Here is an 18,308-nt window from a genome sequence, read left to right as displayed (position 1 = left end):
ACCGTCGTCGGCGTGACACGCTGGGAGCGTGAGTGGGGTGAGCAAGCGCCCGCCGACGGAGGCGACGCTGCGGCGGCTGGAGCGCTCGTCGGGAGCGCTCGCCACGCGTGCCGTCGCCCGGATGGACGACGAGCTCTCCTGGTTCCGCGAGATGCCGGCGGACCGGCGGTCGTGGGTCACGCTGGTCGCGCAGAACGGCATCGCCTCCCTGGTGGAGTGGTGCCGCGACCCCGGCAGCCCGCCCCGGCTGACCGGCGACGTGTTCGGGGCGGCCCCGCGTGAACTGGTCCGGGTCGTTGCCCTGAAGCAGACCGTCGACCTGATCAAGGTCACCGTGGACGTGCTGGAGGACCACGTGGCCTCCGTCGCCGAGCCGGGTGACGAGGACGCGCTGCACCTCGCCGTCCTCCAGTTCAGCCGCGAGGTGGCCTTCGCCACCGCCCACGTGTACGCGAGCTTCGCCGAGAACCGTGGCGCGTGGGACGCCCGGCTGGAGGCCCTGGTCGTCGATGCCCTCGTGCGCGGGGAGCGGTCCGACGAGCTCTCGGGCCGGGCTGCGGCCCTCGGCTGGGCGTCCGACACGCCGGTCACGGTTCTCGTGGGGGCCACGCCGGACGGCGTCGACGACCCGCACTCGGCGGTCCGCCGGGCGGCCCGGTCGCTGCGCAGCGAGGTGCTGGTCGGCGTGCACGCCGACCAGCTGGTCGTCGTCCTCGGCCGGGACGGGGGTCTCGATGACGTGGCCGAACGGGTCACCGAGGAGTTCGGCAAGGGACCCGTCGTGCTCGGTCCGGTGGTCGAGGGCCTGGGCCAGGCCGGTGAGTCGGCAGCGGCGGCGCTCGCCGGTCTGCGGGCGGCACGCGCGTGGCCCGACGCGCCGCGCCCCGTGTCGGCCGACGCCCTGCTCGCGGAGCGCGCTCTCGACGGCGATCCGATCGCCCGCGCCCAGCTGCAGGAGCGGGTGGCCCTTCCCCTGCAGGCAGCCGGGCGCGAGGTGCTGGAGACGGTGCGCGCGGTGCTCAACAGCGGGGGCAACCTGGAGGCCAGTGCCCGGGCGATCTTCGTGCACCCCAACACCGTCCGGTACCGGCTCAAGCGCGCCACCGAGCTCACCGGCCAGTCGGTCACCGATCCGCGCGGCAGCTGGACGCTGCAGGTCGCCCTGGCACTCGCCGAACTCGACCGGGATCGCTCCCTCTGGCACTGAGTTCCGTGTGGTGTCCACCACCGGAACGGCGTGAATCCGCCTGCGAGCCCACTGTTCTTGGAGGGTCTCCACAAAGATCACGGGTGTGCTTTCGTTCGGCACACCCTCCCCGCGGGCACAAGATCACTGGCACGGTGGACGAGTGCTGGCCCTCCTCGCACCCGGACAGGGTGCGCAGAAACCCGGAATGCTCACCGACTGGCTCGATCTCCCCGGAGCCGAATCCTTCTTCCGCCGGGCCGGCGAGCTCGCCGGCGCGGACCTGCTGACCCTCGGCACGACCGGTGACGCCGAGGCGATCAAGGACACCGCGGTCACCCAGCCGCTGGTCGTCGCGATGAGCTTGTTCGTCGCCCAGGAGCTCGGCGCGGTCCCCGAACCGGGGGCACCGGCTGTCGGGGACGTCGTCATCACCGGCCACAGCGTCGGCGAGCTCACGGCGGCGGCGCTCGCCGGCGTGCTGAGCGTCGAGGACGCGATCACGCTGACCGCCGCGCGCGGCCGGGCGATGGCCGAGGCGTGCGCGCAGACGCCGACCGGCATGTCCGCCGTCCTCGGTGGCGACCCGGACGAGGTGCTCGCAGCGATCGAGAAGCACGGTCTCACCCCGGCCAACATGAACGGCGCCGGCCAGATCGTCGCCGCCGGCGCCCTGGACGGGCTGGAGGCGCTGAAGGGCGATCCGCCGGCCAAGGCCCGGGTCATGCCGCTGTCGGTGGCCGGAGCCTTCCACACCGAGTACATGGCGTCCGCGCGCGCCGAGCTGGAGTCCGTCGTCGGCACCCTGCACCCGGCCGACCCGAGCCGCCGGCTGTTGTCCAACGCCGACGGCCAGGCCGTCGACACTGGCGCGGAGGTCGTGCGCCGGCTGGTCAGCCAGGTCACCAGCCCCGTCCGGTTCGACTCGTGCCTCGCCACCCTGCGCGAGCTCGGGGTCACCGCCGTCGTCGAACTGCCGCCCGCCGGTGCGCTCGCCGGTCTGGCGAAGCGGGAGTGGAAGGGGTCGGACATCGAGATCCTCGCCCTGTCCGCGCCCAAGGACCTCGCCCGTGCCCGCGAGCTGCTGGGCGGCGGCGCGTGACCGACCCCGGGTACGCCTGGCGCCTCGTCGTCGCCCCCGCCCGCGGCACCGTCAGCCCGGCCGACGTCGCCGAGGGCACCCGGCTGCCCGCCGGCTCCCCGCTCGGCAGGATCCGCAGCCGTCGCGAGGAAATGAACGTCTCGGCCGCCTACGACGGGGTACTGGCCGAGTGGCTCGTCCACGAGGGCGACCTCGTGGACGCCGGAGATCCGATCGCCCGCCTGTACCCGGAGGTCAGCGCATGAGCACCATCCAGCTCCCGACCGGCGCCGCGGGTGCGCGCATCCTCGGGCTCGGTGCCTACCGCCCGCGCCGTCGCGTGACCAACGACGAACTCGCCCAGGTGATGGACACGAACGACGAGTGGATCCAGAGCCGCGTCGGCATCGCCGAGCGGCGCTGGGCCAGCGAGGACGAGACCCTCGTCGAGATGGCCGTCGCGGCGGGCGGCAAGGCGATCGCGGCAAGCGGCCTGTCGCCCGACGAGGTCGACCTGGTCATCGTCGCCAGCGCCAGCCTGCGCGCGCCCATCCCGGGCATCGGTCCCCAGGTCGCGCACCGGCTCGGCGTCCCGCGTCCGGGTTCGTTCGACCTCAATGCCGGCTGCGCCGGGTTCTGCTACGCGCTGAGCGTCGCGAGCGACGCCATCCGGTCCGGTTCCTCGCGCAATGCGCTCGTCGTCGGAGTCGAGCGACTGACCGACGTCACCGACCAGAGCGACCGGAGCACCGCCGTGATCTTCGCCGACGGGGCGGGGGCGGCCGTCGTCGGCGCCGCCGACGAGCCGGGCATCGGCCCGGTCGCGTGGGGCAGCGACGGCGACCAGTACAACGCCATCGAGATCGCCGCCGGCAGCTCCACGATGACCATGGCCGGCCAGGCCGTCTACCGGTGGGCGACGACGAAGCTCACGGCCACCCTGGAAGAGGCGATGGAGAAGGCCGGCGTCGGTCCGGACGACATCGACGTGTTCGCCCCGCACCAGGCCAACCTGCGCATCGTCGAGTCCATGACCAAGCGCCTCGGCTTCCCGGACAACACCGTGGTCGCCCGCGACATCGTGCAGGCGGGCAACACGTCGGCCGCCTCGATCCCGCTCGCCCTCACCGCGCTGATGGAGTCGGGTGAGGCGAAGTCCGGCGACCTCGCCCTGGTGCTCGGCTACGGCGCCGGCCTCACGTTCGCCGGGCAGGTACTGGTCCTTCCGTGATACCCACTGATTCCCGGGACACCTGGTCCCGGATTACGGCGGGCCCCGCCCGCCCCATCCGAGAGAGAGGACCCGTCGCGTGAGCAGCACCCAGGAGATCCAGTCCGGTCTGGCCGAGATCCTGGAGGAGGTCGCCGGCGTGACCCCCGCCGACGCCACCCCCGAGAAGTCCTTCACCGACGACCTCGACGTCGACTCGCTGTCGATGGTCGAGATCGCCACCGCGGTCGAGGACAAGTTCGGCGTCGCCATCCCCGACGACGAGCTCGGCAACATCAAGACCGTCGGCGACGCGATCAGCTTCATCGAGAAGAACCAGTAAGAGGACCCCCTGCCACCCACCACTCGCAGGCTCGCGGCGGGGCCCTGTAGAGGGCCTCGCCGCGAGCACCGCGACCAGGAGGAATTGCCATGAGCACGTCCACCGCCGACGTCGTCGTCACCGGTCTCGGTGCCACCACGCCCCTGGGTGGCGACGTCGCCAGCACCTGGGAGGCCCTCCTGGCCGGGAAGTCCGGCGTCAGCCGGATCACCGACGACTGGGTCAAGGACTACCCGGCCCAGCTGGTCGCCCGCCTCGCCACGGACCCCGCCGAGCAGATCGACCGCGTCCGCGCCCGGCGTCTGGACCGCAGCCAGCAGGTCGCCGTCATCGCGGCCGAGGAGGCGTGGCGGGAGTCCGGCGCGGCCGACGCGGGAGTCGCTCCGGAACGGATCGCCGTCGTCTTCGGCACCGGCATCGGCGGAGCGCTGACCCTGCTGGGCCAGGACGACGTCCTCGAGGAGAAGGGACCCAAGAGGGTCTCCCCCTTCACCATCCCCATGCTCATGCCCAACGGCCCGGCTGCCGCCGTCGGTCTCGCCATCGGCGCCAAGGGCGGCGTGCACGCCCCGGTCAGTGCCTGCGCGTCGGGCGCCGAGGCGATCCGCTGGGGCCTCGACATGCTGCGCCTCGACCGCGCGGACGTCGTCCTCGTCGGCGGCACCGAGGCGTGCGTCCACCCGCTGCCGATGGCCGGCTTCGCCGCGATGCGCGCCATGAGCACCCGCAACGACGAGCCCGAGCGCGCCTCCCGGCCGTTCGACAAGGCTCGCGACGGCTTCGTGCTCGGCGAGGGCGCGGCGGCGATCGTGCTCGAGCGCGCCGACGCCGCGAAGGCCCGCGGGGCGCGCATCCACGCCCGCCTGGCCGGCGCGGCCGGCACCGCCGACGGCTACGACCTGGTCGCGCCGCACCCCGAGGGCGAGGGTGCCGCCCGCGCCATCACCGCGGCGCTGCGCGACGCCGGACTCACCCCGGCCGACGTCCAGCACGTCAACGCGCACGCCACGTCCACGCCGGTGGGCGACACCGCCGAGGCCGCCGCGATCCTCTCCTCGCTGGGCGGGGACGTGCTGGTCAGTGCCACGAAGAGCCAGACCGGTCACCTGCTCGGCGCCGCCGGTGCCCTGGAGGCGATCTTCACGATCCTCGCGCTGCGGGAGCAGATCGTGCCGGGCACGGCCAACCTGGACGACCCCGACGACGACGCCGCCGTCCAGGCGCTGGACATCGTTCGCGGCGAGCCACGGCGCACGACGCTCACCGCCGCGGTCAACGACTCGTTCGGCTTCGGCGGCCACAACATGGCGCTGGTCTTCACCACCGCGTGAGCGAGGACCCGGCACCGGAGGCGGTCGACCCGCGCGATCCCGAGGACCGGCTGGCGCGGTTCTTCGATCCCGGGTCCATGCGGCTGCTGGCCGCGCGCGACACCTCCGGGGTGCTCGCCGCGCGCGGCACGGTCGAGGGCAGCCCGGCGATCGCCTACTGCACCGACGCGACCGTCATGGGTGGCGCCATGGGTCTCGACGGCTGCCGGCACATCGTCGACGCCATCGACGCCGCCCTGCGGGAGCGGGTGCCCTCGGTCGGCATCTGGCACTCGGGCGGCGCCCGTCTGGCCGAAGGCGTCACCGCGCTGCACGCCGTCGGCGAGGTCTTCGCCGCGATGGTGCGGGCGTCGGGCCGCATCCCGCAGATCTCCGTGGTGCTCGGCGCGGCGGCCGGTGGCGCGGCGTACGGTCCTGCGCTGACCGACCTGGTGATCATGGGCCCGGCCGGCCGGGTCTTCGTGACCGGCCCGGACGTCGTCCGCTCGGTCACCGGTGAGGACGTCGACCAGGAGAAGCTCGGGGGCCCCGACACCCACGGACGGCGCAGCGGCGTCGTGCACGTGGTCACCGACTCCGAGGCCGCCGCCCTGGCGACCGCCCGGATGGCCGTCGACCTGCTGGCCGCCCAGGGCGAGCTGAAGCCCGCCGAGGACGAGGCGGACGTCGACCTGGGGGCACTGCTGCCCGAGCAGCGCAACCGCGCGTACGACGTGAAGCCGCTGGTCACCGCGGTCCTGGATGCGCCGGGGCTGGAGCTGCACCCGCGCTTCGCCCCCAACATCGTGACGACGCTGGGCCGCCTGGCCGGCCGGACGGTAGGGGTGATCGCCAACAATCCGCTGCGCCTGGGCGGCTGCCTGGACTCCGCGTCGGCCGAGAAGGCGGCCCGGTTCGTGCGCATGTGCGACGCGTTCGGGGTGCCACTGCTGGTGCTGGTCGACGTCCCCGGGTACCTGCCCGGCGTCGGCCAGGAATGGGACGGCGTGGTGCGGCGCGGGGCCAAGCTGCTGCACGCCTTCGCCGAGGCGGTGGTGCCGCGGGTGACGCTGGTGACCCGGAAGTCCTACGGCGGCGCCTACATCGCGATGAACGCGCGGTCGCTGGGCGCCACCTCGGTGTTCGCGTGGCCCGGGGCCGAGGTCGCGGTCATGGGCGCGAAGGCCGCCGTCGGCATCCTGCACCGCAAGAAGCTGGCCGCCGCACCGCCGCACGAGCGCGAGGAGCTGCACGCGCAGCTGGCCGCGGAGCACGAGCGGATCGCCGGCGGCGTGAACCGGGCGCTGGAGATCGGCGTCGTGGACGAGGTCGTCGAGCCGAACCGGACCCGGCGCCGGCTGGTCGCCGCGCTGGCGGCCGCGCCCCCCGGCCGCGGGGCGCACGGCAACATCCCGCTGTAGCCCCCGGAATGATCAGCGTTCCTGATCAAAGTGGGTCCTCCCCCACCGTCGACCGCGGGGTAGGACCCCTTGTGATCAGCGACCCTGATCATCAGCGAGGCACGAAGTAGGTCGTCCGGACGCCGCTTCCCCGACGGCGCCCGGACGACCGGTCTCAGATTACGACGACGCGGAGCCTCAGACGACCTGGTGCAGCCAGGTGACCGGGCTGCCGTCGCCGGCGTGCCGGTAGACCTCCAGGTCGGCGTCCCAGGCCGCGCCGAGGAGCTCGTCGACACCGTGCCGGAAGGCCTCCATCGAGCCGGCCGTCGCCGCCAGGTGCCGCAGCTGCTGCTCGCTGATCATGATGTCGCCGTTGGCGCTGGTGGGCGCACGGAAGACACCCTGGCCGGGAACGTAGGACATGCGCTCGCCGTCGTTGCCGTGGCTGGCTTCCTCGGTGACCTCGAAGCGCAGCATGGGCCACGCGCGGAGCGCAGCGACCAGCCGCGCGGCGGTTCCAGGCGAACCCGTCCACGCCACCTCGGCACGGTAGGAACCGTGTGCCGCGGGCTGGTCGGCCCACGACAGGGAGACCGGCGCGCCGACGACGCGTTCCAGCGCCCATTCGACATGCTGGCAGAGCGCCTTCGGGCACGCGTGCACGAAGACGACACCCTGGGTAGACCGTCGCTGCACGGGGCACCTCCATCGAAATCGATCGGTCTCGTCTTCCCCTACGGACCATCGAATTCGGTGACGCGCTGTATTCGGCAATGACGGAGCAGGGCTCCTGCAGACAGTCTGCCTGATGACCACCCGATCGCGCCAGCCCGGGTGGGTCGGTTGGGGCGAATGTGACGGATGGTCACGAGTGATGCGTCTTACTGCTGGTCAAACGCATTACCACGTCGCTCGCGATCGCGTCCAGCCGGCTTCGCATGATTCTCCGGCGACCCCGACGGGAACCAGGTCCCTGGTCGGTGCGGCGATTCGAATTCATGACGGACGTCCCGCCGTCAGTCACGTTCTGTAGTCAACAGCGTCTCGTTCTCACGCTGCGCCACTCGGTAGGTGCGGACCGGCGTCAGTGGCCGAGCACGGTGATGCGGTCGCCACCGTCCTTCTTCGATCGGTACATGGCGGCGTCCGCGCGGTGCATGAGGTCCCCGACGTCGTCCCCGGGCTGCACCTCGGCGACCCCGATGCTCGCCGTGACCCCGGACAGACGGCCGATCCGGGCGACCGCGTCGCGCAGGCGCTCGGCGAGGACGTCGCCGGAGAAGGCGACGGAGATGTCGGCGAGGACGGCGAACTCGTCACCACCGAGCCGCGCGACCGTGTCGGTCTCGCGCACGGCGCCGCCGAGGGCCGCGCCCACGGCGCGGAGCATCGCATCGCCCGCGGCGTGCCCGCCGGCGTCGTTGACGGCCTTGAACCCGTCGAGGTCGACGAGGCAGACGACGGTCTGGTGACCCCAGGCCGCGGCGTCGACGGCCTCGGCCACGCGCTCGAGGTAGGCGCGCCGGTTCGGGATGCCGGTGAGCGGATCGGTGGACGCCAGCATCTCCTGCGTGCGGATGAGCATCACCTGCCGGTCGTACGCGGCCCAGGAGTTGGCCGAGGCCATGGCACAGACCATCGTGAAGGCGCCCATGATCGCGAGGAAGAACAGTCCGGACGTGGTCAGGCCGGGCAGCTCGACGAAGACCAGGTAGGCCACGGTCATGAGCGAGCCCATGAGCACCACGCCGTAGGGCGAGTAGGCGACCGCGAGGAACGTCAGGGTGAGGAACAGCAGGGCGTCGAGCGGGCTGGACGGGCCGCCGTCGAGCCGGGTGCCGATGATGACCAGGGCGCTGGTCGCGAAGCTCCAGAGGTAGAACATCGTGGGGCCGCGCGAGTCGCGCATCATCTCGGCCAGCGGCAGCAGCAACAGCAGCGGGCAGCCGACCATGGCCAGACCGGTGAGGGCCAGGATGACCGGGTTGTCACGACCGGGGCTGTCGGTGACCAGCACGTAGCCGATGACGGCGAGTGCCGCGATCTCGGTCAGCAGCACGCCGATGCGCACGTGCCGGACCCAGTAGGCCACGCGGTCGTCGTCCCCGGCCAGGGGCCGGTACAGGCCGGCGCGCACAGCGGCACCCAGCCGCCGGAGCATCCCGGCTGGGGCCGGGACGCGCCGGGGCGCACTGAGGGCGCGGCGGTCCGCAGCCGGGTATTCGGTCACGGTCCTGCGATCGACCTCAGGGGCGCGCTCCTTGACCCGTCCCTCACCCCGGGGGGTGAGAAACGTTGCCGCCGGGGTGTAACGCGTGCCACCGCGTGCGATGCCTGCCCGAGCGCAGGACGGGTAGAGGCGGTGCGTGGCGACACATCAGGGAATGGCCGACGCCGGCCGCGAGCAGGTCGGCGCGATGGTGCTGACGGCGTGGGACGCCTTCCTCGCGGCCGCGGAGGGGGTCGATCTGGACCGTCCCTCCCGGCTGGACGGCTGGCGCGCGCACGAGATCTGCGTCCACCTGGGCTGCTGGGACGACCACACCGCGATGGCCGATCTGATCGAGTCGGCACGGGCCGGCGGCACGGGCACCCCACCGGACGTCGACGGCGTCAACGCGCGGGTGACCGCCGCCCATCGCGACGCCTCCCGGGACGAGGTCCACGCGGCGCTGCGCCGCAACCGCGAGGCGACCGCCCGCTATCTGGCCCACGAGCCGGCCGAGCTCGACACCGCCCCGACGGTCTCGGTCGTCGGCCGGATCCCGCTGCTCAGCGTCGTGCTCGGCCAGGCCTACGAGCTCGCCGTGCACGGGCTGGACCTGGTCTCCTGCGGCGCCGCTCCCCCGCCGCCGGACGTGCTGCAGTCGGGCATCGCCGCACTGGCCGACGTGACCGGCGGCCTGGCGGCGTCCCTGGGCATCACCGGCGGTGTCACGCTCGCCACCCCGGACGGCGGCTGGGCGTTCGCCGCCGACCCGCACGGCTGGACCGTCCGGCAGGTGGCCGCGGGACGTTTCACCGGACCGGCCGTCGAGGCACCGGCCGACCTGCTGCTCGAGGCGGCGTCCGGCCGCATCAACCCGGTGCCGGCCGTTGCCCGCCGTCGGCTGAAGGTGCACGACGTCGGCGGGCTGCTGAAGCTGGCGCCGATCGTGCAGGCCGTGCCCGGGATCCCCGGCGGCCCGATTCTCCAGCTGGCCGCGCGGACCGTCGGAGGCGCCGGCGGGATGCTGGGCCGCCTGTTCGGCCGTGGCTAGCGCGTCCGGAGGTCCTCCCGCAGCCGCAGCGCCCGGGTCGGGCACGCGGCCGCCGCCTGCTTCGCGGTGCGGACCAGTTCCGGGGGCAGGTCAGCGGGCACGAGCAGGGGGTAGCCCCACTCGTCGAGGGTGATGCCCTCCGGGAACAGCTCGGCACAGAACCCGTGGCCGGTGCAGGCGATCGGGTCCACCGCCAGCCGGGTCATCGCGGGCTCCCCGGCACGGGCAGGAAGGGCTGTGCCGTCCGCGCCCTGCAGCGTCCGGCCCCGTGGCGGGCCAGTTCGTCGGAGAAGACGCGCAGCGAACTGGCGACGAGCCGGACGGTGGCGTCGGGATGCGAGCAGGCGCCCCGGCCGGGCAGCAGCCCCGACCAGCGCTCGACGTCGCGCAGCAGCCCGGACGGCGGCCGACCGGGCTGGGCGAGCAGGGCAAGCGCCGACGCGATGCGGGGCAGCCCGTTCAGGCATGGCCCGCACTGGCCGGCCGACTCGCCGGCGAGAAACCCGACCACGCGGGCGGCCTCGACCAGGCCGCAGCGGTCGGCGGGCAGCGCGGCCAGCACGCCTGCGCCGAGGGAAGCGCCGGCGGGGGCGAGGCCGCCGCGGTCCAGCCGGAGGTCCGCCGCGCGGTGGCTCTCGACCCAGGTGCCTGCGTATCCGCCGATCAGCACCGCCTGGGCGCCGTCCAGACGGAGGACGTCGCCGATCCGGCTGCCCAGCGGCACGTCGACCACGTCCACCCACGGGGTGCCGGCGATCTCCATCCGCCGGGTGGCCAGCATCGAACCGGCCGCGGATGCGTTCCCGCGGGCGATGAGGGCGAGGCGGGCGAGGGTCTCCACGTTGAGCACCAGCGTGGGTCGGCCGTCCACACCGCGCTCGCGCACCGGCGGGAACTTGGTGCGCGGCAGGGGTGGGCCGCCTTCGAGCGCCGCGCACAGCGCCGACTCCTCCCCCGCGAGATAGGCGTCGGCGACCGGGTGCAACCGGACGCCGACCCGGTCGCGGCGCTCGGCCAGGTGCGCCGTCAGCCCGGGCAGCAGCTCCGGGCGGACCGCGAGGTACGAGGTCGTCGCGCCGAGGGATCCGGTGACGAGGGCCAGCCCGTCGAACACCAGGTGCGGCGCGAGCGTCAGCAGGGTCGTGTCCTTGGCGGCCGCCGGCTCGCCCTCCGAGCCGTTCGCCACCACGACCGGAGGGCGCCGCGTGTCCGCGGCGGCCGCGGCGACGCTGCGCAGCTTGGTGGCCGTCGGGAAGCCGGCGCCGCCGCGTCCCATCAGCGCGGCCTCCTCGACCAGCGTGTGCAGGTCCACCGGGGGCAGCGGACCGTGGGCGGCGACGTGGTCGGCGTAGGACGGGCTGGGCGCGTCGAGCAGGCCTCGCACGAGGGATGGAGCGCTCATGTGGTCATCCGTTCCGGAAGACGCCGACCGGGGTGCCGGTGGCGAGGGCGTCGGAGGTGGCGGCGAGGGCGGCCGAGGCGCGCTCCGCCGGCGGCGGCATCGTCTTCCGGGCCAGGAGGGCTGCGGTGGAGAACCAGGCAGCGGCGCCGGCGCAGGCCAGAACCAGCCAGAGCAGCCACCCGCCACCGAGATCGGTGCCGGCGGTGATGCCGTGGACGAAGGCCAGTGGCCACATCAGGTAGGACGTCAGGTGCACCGCCTTCCAGAGCCGGAGCGGCAGGTGGTTGCGCAGCAGGCTGGTGGCCAGGACCAGCAGGAGCAGATCGACGGCGAGCGTGCCGAGACCGATCGCGAAGGGCCGGTAGCCCGCCACGAACGGGACGAAGGACGACGACACCCCGATGTCGACGTAGGAGTCGACGACCGCCGTCCCCACGTGGGTGACCAGCAGGAGCGCCGACAGCAGGCCGACGTTGCGGTGCAGGCCGTGGACGGCGAACCGCGGCAGCCCCGGGATCTGGCCGTGGCGGCGGACCATGCTGCCGAGCACGACGGTCAGCGTCATGAGCACCAGCGACGTGATGCCGGTCGCCCGGTTCAGGTACCAGAGCACGATGCCGGTCATGCCGCACGCTCCTCGGGCCAGCCCCCGGCGGTGAGCACCTGACCGTCGGACGTCACGAGGCGGACCGGCAGCCGCGCGGTGCGGAGCAGCGGCCAGATGCCGTTGCCGCGGACGACGGCGGCGGTGCTCAGCACGTTGGCGTCGACGCAGGTGCCCGCGGCCGCCGAGACCGTCCGCCAGGCGGGCGCGGGCGGCATGCCGGTGTGCGGGTCGACGAGGTGGTGCAGCCACAGGCCGTCGCGTTGCCAGCGGCGGGCGGTCACCGACGACGTCGCCAGTCCCCCACCGGCGATGGTCACGACGGCGGCCGGGCCGGCCGGCGCGGCGTCCGGGTTCCCGGTGACGTCCTCGACCCGGATGCGCCAGCCCCCGGTGGGCGGCGGACCATCGACGGCGACGTCCCCACCGATCGAGACGAGGCAACCGCTGCCGGTCGTCGCGGTGATCGCGCCGGCGGCGGTGTCGGCGGTCCACGCCTTCGCGGTGGCGCCGAGGTCCAGCCGGACGCCCGGGAGCAGCCGTACCCGGCAGCTCTCCTCGTCCAGCTCGATCGCGCGCCATCCGGGAGCGGGGACGGCGACGACGACGCCGTCCGCCCGGATCTCCTCGACGGACCGGTCGTAGCCGAGCCCGGCGAGGGCGCCGCCGACGGTGGGGTCGACGTCCCCGTCGGTGAGCCGGGCTGCGCGCAGGGCCACGGCGAGCAGCTCGGTGAACAGGGGGCTGATCGACGTCCACGCGCCGTCCGCCCGGTCGACCGCGGCGAGCTCCGAGTCGTCGCGGAACCGGCTGGCCGCCAGATCGACGTCGGCCATCAGGTCGGTGAGCAGCTGCCGGGCCTCGGGTAGGGCGGCGGGGTCGGTGACGGCCAGACGGACGCGGCAGGTCCACGCCGTCCAGTCGGCGGTGGCGATCACGACCCACCGCTCGACGCGTGCGAGCTGCCGCCGCCGAAGGTGCTGGTCTGCGGGAGCTGGTCGGGCACGACGAACTGGTCGTCGTCGTTGCTGGTGGTCGTGCTGGTGCTCGTGGAGCCGTCGTCGGATACCTCGCCGTTGCCGGTCGTGGTCCCGACGGAGGCCGACGCCGTGTCGGCCGCGACGGACCAGGCGAGCGCGCCGGTGCCGACGACTGCGGCGGCGCCGATGGACGCGGTCACCACGCGCAGGCGGTGGGCTCCGGTGCGGCGGGCTTCGAACGGGTCGGTCTGCATCACGGGCTCCTCAACGTCGTCAGGTACGACGATGAGGCGCCTGGCTCGGTTCACCCGGGGAACGGGCTGTGCAGTGGCTGAGAGCGCTCTAGCCTGCGCCGGTGCGCACCGACCGCGGCCTCGACCGGTTCATCACGTTCCTCGACGCGGTGGTCGCCATCGCCATCACACTGCTGGTGCTGCCGCTGGCCGAGGTGATCGGCGGCGAACACGTGCCGGCGCACGTGGCGGACGTCTTCGCGGAGAACGCCGCACCGTTCGGGGCCTTCCTCTTGAGTTTCGCGGTGATCGCCCGGCTGTGGACCGGCCACCACCGGATGATCGAGCGGGTCGGCGGCTACGACACCGCGTTCGTGCTCGTCAACCTCGGCTGGGTGCTGACGATCGTCTTCCTGCCGTTCGCCACTCAGCTGGCAGCTGCCTACTCGGTCCACGAGCGGCTCGCGGTCGGGGTCTACACCGGGACAGTCGCGCTCAGCTCGGTCCTCATGGCGGTGGCCGCGGTGCTGGTGTGGCGGCGGCCGGCGCTCCGGCGAGAAGGCATCACCGAGCGCGAGGCGTTCCCCCGAGCGGCGTTCCTGACGACCGGCCTGCTCGTGCTGGCGTTCGTCCTCGGCACCGCGATCCAGGCAGTGAACTACTACGCGCTGCTGCTCCTCCTGCTCACCGGCCCCGCGGACCGGCTGCTGCCGGGTCGACGTGCTGACGCGGGGCACGCGGCAGGTTTGAGACACTGACCGGTGCCGGGGCGGTAGCTCAGCTGGTCAGAGCATGGGACTCATAATCCCTGGGTCGTGGGTTCGAGCCCCACCCGCCCCACCAGGGCCGATGTGTCGTTCCCGCTGGTCTTCCCAGGTCGACGCCGACCGCACCGGAGACGGCCGGAAGCCGCAAACAAGTAGGCGCGCATGCGTGCATGCATGACTGCAGCACTCCGTGGGTAGTCGGTCCAGGCGGTTCTCTCCGCAGCCCTTCTCAGGAGGTCGCAATGATCCTGATCATCGCCGCTGTGCTGTTCGTGCTCTGGCTCCTGGGCCTGCTGGCGTTCCACGTCACGGCCTTCGCCATCCACCTGCTGCTCATCGCTGCCGTCATCGCCGTGATCGCCCACTTCGTCGTCGGAGGACGAGCGGGCCGCCGCAGCCGCCTCTGACCGCTTCCGTCGGGCTGTCCGGGCCGATCCCTCCGCTCAGGCAGCCCGACGGGACGTCACCTGCGACCGCATGTCAGCATGCGGCCACAGGATGACGGTTCGATCGGCGAGGGGACGAGGGCGCCATGACATCTGATGACCGGCGTTCCCAGGCCGACATCGACACGATCGCGATGCTCTCGGTGCGCGTCCGCCCGGAACTGCGCAAGCGCCTCAAGCGCCATTCCGTCGAATCCGGGCAGTCCATGGCCGAGATCGTCGAGTCCGCGATCATCCGGTACCTGGACGCCGAAGAGCCTGCCTGAGGCCGACTGATGCCGTCACCGCCCCGCTAGGAGATCGCGGCGGTGACCAGTTCGGCGACCTTCTTCTCCACCTCGGGCGTCCATTTCGTGATGGCGAACCCGATCGGCCACACGTCGCCGTCGTCGAGGTGCGCCGAGTCCTGGAACTCCAGGCTCGAGTAGCGCTGCCCGAACTTGCCCGAGTTCTTGAGCGACAGCACGACCTTCCCGTCGGCGTTCGCGTAGGCCGGCATGCCGTACCAGGTCTTCGGCGCCAGGTCCGGGGCGTGGGTGGTCACCGTGACGTGGACGCGCTCGGCGATCGCACGGTCGTCGTCGGTCATCTTCGCGAGGGCGTCGAGCACCTGCTGGAGCCCGTCGGCCTTCTTGGCGCCGTTCTTCCCCTCCGCGCGCAGCTCGGCCGCCCGCGCCTTCATGGCGGCACGCTCGTCGGCGCTGAAGCCGTCGGTCTCCGTGGTCTTCGCGGTCATTTGTGCACTTCCGTTCGTCCTCAGGGCCTCCCGGTCGCCGAGGCCGTCTGGTGGAAGAGGCTAGGGCGCGGTGCCGGTCAGGACTTCTCGATTCCTGACCGATCGGACCGGGGCCGTCGGGTCATCGCGCTCGTCGCGCTCGTCGCGCTCGTCGCGACGGACCTTCCGCGCGGGTGGTGGCGGCGCTACCGTGCGCCACGCCGTTCGCGCAGCTCACGGGGGACCCATGTCTCGTTCGTGCCGCATCCGCCACCTCCCGCCCGCGAGGAAGGCCCGGTCGTGACGGATCCGCAGGGCAACGACGCCACCCAGGAGATCCGCCTGGCGGTCGTGCTCAACGGCGGGGTGAGCCTCGCCGTCTGGATCAGCGGCGTCGCCCACGAGCTGAACGGCCTCGTGCAGGCGAGCCGGCGCCGCCCCGCGGCCCCCGACGCCTACGCCGACCTGCTCGGCGTCCTGCAGGCGAGCGCCCGGATCGACGTCATCGCCGGAACCAGCGCCGGCGGCATCAACGGCGGCTTCCTCGCACTGGGACTGGTGCACGGCTGCAACCTGTCCGGTCTGCGCACGCTGTGGCAGGACCAGGGGGACCTGGGCATCCTGCTCCGCGACCCCCGGAAGACAGCCGCGCCCTCGCTGTTGCGTGGCGAGTACTTCCACGCGGCGCTGACCGATGCCTACAACCGCGTGTGGGCGGACCGCCCGGGGGCGCCTGCGGGCGAGGACGAGGACGTCGACCTCTTCCTCACCGGCACGCTGTGGGAGGGGCGCCGGAGCTTCTTCGCCGACGACATGGGCCGCCGGATCACCGAACTGGACCACGACGCCACCTTCCACTTCAGCTCCGACCCGGAGACCGTCCCCTCCGGCACCGACCACGGGAACCTGCGCGACCGCTGCGTGACCCCCCAGCTCGGCGTGGCCTCCCGCTGCACCGCGTCGTTCCCGGCCGCCTTCGAGCCGTTCCACGTCGTCGTCTGTGACGGCGGTCCCCTGCCCGACGGGCGGTGGCCGTCGAACGCCGGCCGGGCCAACTTCGGGCGCTCCCAGTTCGTCATCGACGGCGGCATCCTGCGCAACAAGCCGATCCGGCCGGCCATCGAAGCCGTCTACCGGCAGGCGGCCGACCAGCAGGTGCGGCGGATCCTCGCCTACGTCGTCCCCGATCCCGGCGAGGCGGCGACCGGAGAAGGCAGCCAGACGGTGACCGAGCTGCCCGGAGCGGCCGACGTCATGCTCGGGGTGATGACGCGGCTGCGCTCTGCCGACTCGGTCGCCGACGAACTGGCGGAGATCGACCGGCGGAACCAGGAGACCGCGCACCGGCGGCGCGCCCGCGACCGGCTGGCCCAGACGTTGCTCGACGCGGCCGCCCCGGACGGCGGCAGAACCGACCTCGTGGGGTCGGCCTATCCCGGTTATCTCGAGGTCCGCCGGGCCGACACCGCCGAATCGGTGGCGAAGCTGCTGCTCTCGCGACCGGGCCAGCCGCCCTGGAGCCGGCGCGAGGTGTCCGCGGAGCTCCGCGACCTGATCGCCGACCTCGACGACATCCCCTTCATCCCGCAGGGCGACCCGCAGGCGGCGCTCGCCGCCTCGGGGAACGGCTGGCGCTGGGGCCAGGCGACCGTGCGTCGGCTCGGGGACGTCGTCCTGGACGTGCTCAAGCGCGCGGTGTGGCTGGCTCCCCTGGACGACGACCGCCGCGGGACGATCGTGGCGCAACGACGTCGGGTGCACGAGGTCCTCCGCGACGTCCGTGCCGTACGCACGGCCCTGGACGCCTACTGGCGGACCTGCGTCCTGCCGTCCCGAAGCGACGATCCTGTCGCGACCAAGGCAGAGCTGACCAGGCTGCGGGAAGACCTGACGGGATTCGTGTCGCGGTGGGGCGGCGCGGCCGGGCTCTCGATGGGGGCCCGGCTGCACGAGCTCGCCCTCGAACTGGCTCGATGCCTGGTCGACGCAGGGCCGGAGGTACGCAGCGTCAGTGCCGACGTCGATTCCCGGGTCGACCGCGACGGCGAGGACCGGCGGCGCCTGGGCGCGCTGGCCGGGCTGCTGGTGGCCGACGAGGAGGCGGCGTCCGACGTCCTCCGGAACATGCTCCGGCTCGAGGTCGTGCACGTGGCTTTCACCGGGGTCAGCGACATGCCCGAACAGGCGGTCGAGCTCGTGCAGCTCAGTTCGCTGCAGAAGGACCTCGTCACCGGGATCCAGCTGCATCACTTCGGCGCCTTCTACCGTCAGTCCTGGCGGGCCAACGACTGGCTCCGGGGACGCATCGACGGCTCCCGGCAACTGATCCAGATGCTGTTGGCGCCGGAGCGGCTCCGGCAGCTCTACGGCTCCGATCCCGGCGCGGCGCTCACGGCGCTCGGGGCGCTCGAGAAGGTGGCGGTGGGCCCCCCGGACGGCCCCCGTGCCAGGGAACTGGCCGCGGGCTGGGAGGCGGTGAGGGGGAAGCTCACCACCGAGTTGAGCGTGATCGAGGGCGGCGGGCCGCTCCCGCGGACGTTCCCCCTCGTCGCGGAGCGGATCGCGTACCGGATCAGCACCGACTTCCTCCCAGCGGAACTCGCGTCGCTGGCCACCGCCGTCATCGCCGAGCCCGATCCGGTCCCGCTCGGACTCCAGTGGGCCGAGCCGGCCCGGACCGCGCTGCAGGACCGCGGTCCCGACGGAGCCCCGCTCACGGCCGCCGCCCTGGACGCGTTGCTGGACGCCAGCGCCGCCGCGGTCGGACGGCAGACCATCACGCAGGAGGCCGAGCGAGGCTCGGACACCTTCACCCGCACCGTCTCCCACGCCGCCGCCTCGCTCACCGCGACCGCGGCCTCGGTCCCGAGGCCACAGGCCGTCGTCGGCCTCTTCAAGGCGCTGCGGGGGTACGCCCTCCTGCTCTGGGTGCTGGGCAACTTCCTCGCCGGGAAGAGCGCCACGGGCCGCAACCTGACGAGCCTGGTCCTCGGCGTGGGCGGCGCGCTCCTCGGCCTCGCCGTCATCGTTCCGGGCATCCCGCTGATGGTGCCGCTCGTGGGCGTCGTCCTGATCCTGGCCGTGGCCAGCATCGCCGCGCTGCGGCAGGGGAAGCTGGCGGGGACGTCGCTCACCCGCCGCATCGTGCTCGTGGCCGCGATCGTCGTTGTCGCGCTGGCCGGCCTGGTGGTGCAGCTGCTCGTCCAGAGCAAGCAGAGCGTGGGCGACCTGCTCCTGGAATGGGCGCTGCGGCTGCTGCTGGTGGCCGTCGTGCTCGGTGTCGGCTGGTTCCTCGGGCGCCCCGCGGTGAAGGACGAGGACGAGACGTCGACCCCGGTGGGGGCTGCATCCGCGCCGAGCCGGTGACA

The 18,308-nt window shown here is 73.1% G+C and carries 20 protein-coding genes and 1 tRNA gene; 13 read left to right on the top strand and 8 right to left on the bottom strand.

The genetic code is table 11. The annotated features are described in order from the left end of the window. The first annotated feature begins 37 nt into the window (after positions 1-37). The 7 genes from AC2H4J_RS10645 to AC2H4J_RS10615 all read left to right on the top strand — a co-directional run bounded on the left by AC2H4J_RS10645 (position 38) and on the right by AC2H4J_RS10615 (position 6,551). Positions 38-1,207, top strand: coding sequence for a PucR family transcriptional regulator (locus AC2H4J_RS10645; RefSeq protein WP_487464831.1), 1,170 nt, complete (start codon positions 38-40; stop codon positions 1,205-1,207). Positions 1,208-1,394: 187 nt separating this feature from the next. Further along, a complete protein-coding gene (locus AC2H4J_RS10640; RefSeq protein ID WP_487464830.1) occupies positions 1,395-2,288 on the top strand; it encodes an ACP S-malonyltransferase in 894 nt (297 codons plus the stop codon). Continuing rightward, complete coding sequence (locus AC2H4J_RS10635; RefSeq protein ID WP_487464829.1) at positions 2,285-2,533, top strand: biotin/lipoyl-containing protein; 249 nt, start codon at positions 2,285-2,287, stop codon at positions 2,531-2,533. Before AC2H4J_RS10640 ends, AC2H4J_RS10635 begins: the two co-directional genes overlap by 4 nt. Further along, complete coding sequence (locus AC2H4J_RS10630; protein WP_487464828.1) at positions 2,530-3,498, top strand: beta-ketoacyl-ACP synthase III; 969 nt, start codon at positions 2,530-2,532, stop codon at positions 3,496-3,498. Before AC2H4J_RS10635 ends, AC2H4J_RS10630 begins: the two co-directional genes overlap by 4 nt. Positions 3,499-3,577: 79 nt before the next feature. Further along, positions 3,578-3,820 (top strand): acyl carrier protein, encoded by a 243-nt coding sequence (locus AC2H4J_RS10625; protein ID WP_487464827.1) that lies wholly within the window; start codon positions 3,578-3,580, stop codon positions 3,818-3,820. Between the two features lie 89 nt (positions 3,821-3,909). Then, the gene (locus tag AC2H4J_RS10620) at positions 3,910-5,151 is read left to right on the top strand and encodes a beta-ketoacyl-[acyl-carrier-protein] synthase family protein (protein WP_487464826.1); all 1,242 of its coding nucleotides are present in this window, start codon (positions 3,910-3,912) and stop codon (positions 5,149-5,151) included. Further along, the gene (locus tag AC2H4J_RS10615) at positions 5,148-6,551 is read left to right on the top strand and encodes an acyl-CoA carboxylase subunit beta (protein WP_487464825.1); all 1,404 of its coding nucleotides are present in this window, start codon (positions 5,148-5,150) and stop codon (positions 6,549-6,551) included. The genes AC2H4J_RS10620 and AC2H4J_RS10615 overlap by 4 nt, the downstream gene beginning before the upstream one ends. Before the next feature lie 177 nt (positions 6,552-6,728). Here AC2H4J_RS10615 and AC2H4J_RS10610 read toward each other — a convergent pair whose 3' ends face one another. Next, complete coding sequence (locus AC2H4J_RS10610) at positions 6,729-7,229, bottom strand: DUF3145 domain-containing protein (protein ID WP_487464824.1); 501 nt, start codon at positions 7,227-7,229, stop codon at positions 6,729-6,731. Positions 7,230-7,617: 388 nt separating this feature from the next. Continuing rightward, a complete protein-coding gene (locus AC2H4J_RS10605) occupies positions 7,618-8,763 on the bottom strand; it encodes a GGDEF domain-containing protein (protein ID WP_487464823.1) in 1,146 nt (381 codons plus the stop codon). A gap of 154 nt (positions 8,764-8,917) precedes the next feature. On the opposite strand from AC2H4J_RS10605, the gene AC2H4J_RS10600 reads away from it, so the two are divergent. After that, complete coding sequence (locus AC2H4J_RS10600; protein WP_487464822.1) at positions 8,918-9,793, top strand: maleylpyruvate isomerase N-terminal domain-containing protein; 876 nt, start codon at positions 8,918-8,920, stop codon at positions 9,791-9,793. Here the strand turns inward: AC2H4J_RS10600 and AC2H4J_RS10595 are convergent. From AC2H4J_RS10595 to AC2H4J_RS10575, 5 genes are read right to left on the bottom strand one after another with little or no spacing between them, the layout of a single operon-like run. After that, positions 9,790-9,999, bottom strand: coding sequence for a ferredoxin (locus AC2H4J_RS10595; RefSeq protein ID WP_487464821.1), 210 nt, complete (start codon positions 9,997-9,999; stop codon positions 9,790-9,792). The two genes, AC2H4J_RS10600 and AC2H4J_RS10595, sit on opposite strands and share 4 nt — an antisense overlap. Further along, positions 9,996-11,195 carry an NADH-ubiquinone oxidoreductase-F iron-sulfur binding region domain-containing protein gene (locus tag AC2H4J_RS10590; protein ID WP_487464820.1) on the bottom strand — a complete coding sequence of 400 codons (1,200 nt, stop codon included), beginning with the start codon at positions 11,193-11,195 and terminating at the stop codon, positions 9,996-9,998. The genes AC2H4J_RS10595 and AC2H4J_RS10590 overlap by 4 nt, the downstream gene beginning before the upstream one ends. 4 nt (positions 11,196-11,199) lie before the next feature. Continuing rightward, on the bottom strand, positions 11,200-11,820 hold the full coding sequence (locus tag AC2H4J_RS10585) for a ferric reductase-like transmembrane domain-containing protein (protein WP_487464819.1): 621 nt from the start codon (positions 11,818-11,820) through the stop codon (positions 11,200-11,202). After that, positions 11,817-12,737, bottom strand: coding sequence for an FAD:protein FMN transferase (locus tag AC2H4J_RS10580; protein WP_487464818.1), 921 nt, complete (start codon positions 12,735-12,737; stop codon positions 11,817-11,819). The genes AC2H4J_RS10585 and AC2H4J_RS10580 overlap by 4 nt, the downstream gene beginning before the upstream one ends. Beyond that, positions 12,734-13,033 (bottom strand): hypothetical protein, encoded by a 300-nt coding sequence (locus AC2H4J_RS10575; protein ID WP_487464817.1) that lies wholly within the window; start codon positions 13,031-13,033, stop codon positions 12,734-12,736. The genes AC2H4J_RS10580 and AC2H4J_RS10575 overlap by 4 nt, the downstream gene beginning before the upstream one ends. 101 nt (positions 13,034-13,134) lie before the next feature. On the opposite strand from AC2H4J_RS10575, the gene AC2H4J_RS10570 reads away from it, so the two are divergent. The 4 genes from AC2H4J_RS10570 (at position 13,135) to AC2H4J_RS10555 (ending at position 14,491) form a co-directional block, all read left to right on the top strand. Then, entirely contained in the window at positions 13,135-13,770 is a 636-nt protein-coding gene (locus tag AC2H4J_RS10570) for a TMEM175 family protein (RefSeq protein WP_487464816.1), read from the top strand. A gap of 8 nt (positions 13,771-13,778) precedes the next feature. Next, positions 13,779-13,855: transfer RNA gene (locus AC2H4J_RS10565), tRNA-Ile, on the top strand. Between the two features lie 166 nt (positions 13,856-14,021). After that, the gene (locus AC2H4J_RS10560) at positions 14,022-14,186 is read left to right on the top strand and encodes a lmo0937 family membrane protein (protein ID WP_487464815.1); all 165 of its coding nucleotides are present in this window, start codon (positions 14,022-14,024) and stop codon (positions 14,184-14,186) included. A 125-nt stretch (positions 14,187-14,311) separates the two neighbouring features. Next, positions 14,312-14,491 carry a hypothetical protein gene (locus AC2H4J_RS10555; RefSeq protein ID WP_487464814.1) on the top strand — a complete coding sequence of 60 codons (180 nt, stop codon included), beginning with the start codon at positions 14,312-14,314 and terminating at the stop codon, positions 14,489-14,491. 26 nt (positions 14,492-14,517) lie between these two features. Here the strand turns inward: AC2H4J_RS10555 and AC2H4J_RS10550 are convergent, their stop codons facing one another. Beyond that, positions 14,518-14,961 carry an iron chaperone gene (locus AC2H4J_RS10550; RefSeq protein WP_487464813.1) on the bottom strand — a complete coding sequence of 148 codons (444 nt, stop codon included), beginning with the start codon at positions 14,959-14,961 and terminating at the stop codon, positions 14,518-14,520. Between the two features lie 279 nt (positions 14,962-15,240). Here AC2H4J_RS10550 and AC2H4J_RS10545 point away from each other — a divergent pair, with 279 nt between their 5' ends. Continuing rightward, positions 15,241-18,306: a patatin-like protein gene (locus tag AC2H4J_RS10545; RefSeq protein WP_487464812.1), complete on the top strand. Its 3,066-nt coding sequence runs from the start codon at positions 15,241-15,243 to the stop codon at positions 18,304-18,306. Positions 18,307-18,308 lie beyond the last annotated feature (2 nt).

This window comes from Blastococcus sp. OS1-29 (genome assembly GCF_057628075.1).
This window is presented reverse-complemented; position numbering and strand designations above follow the sequence as displayed.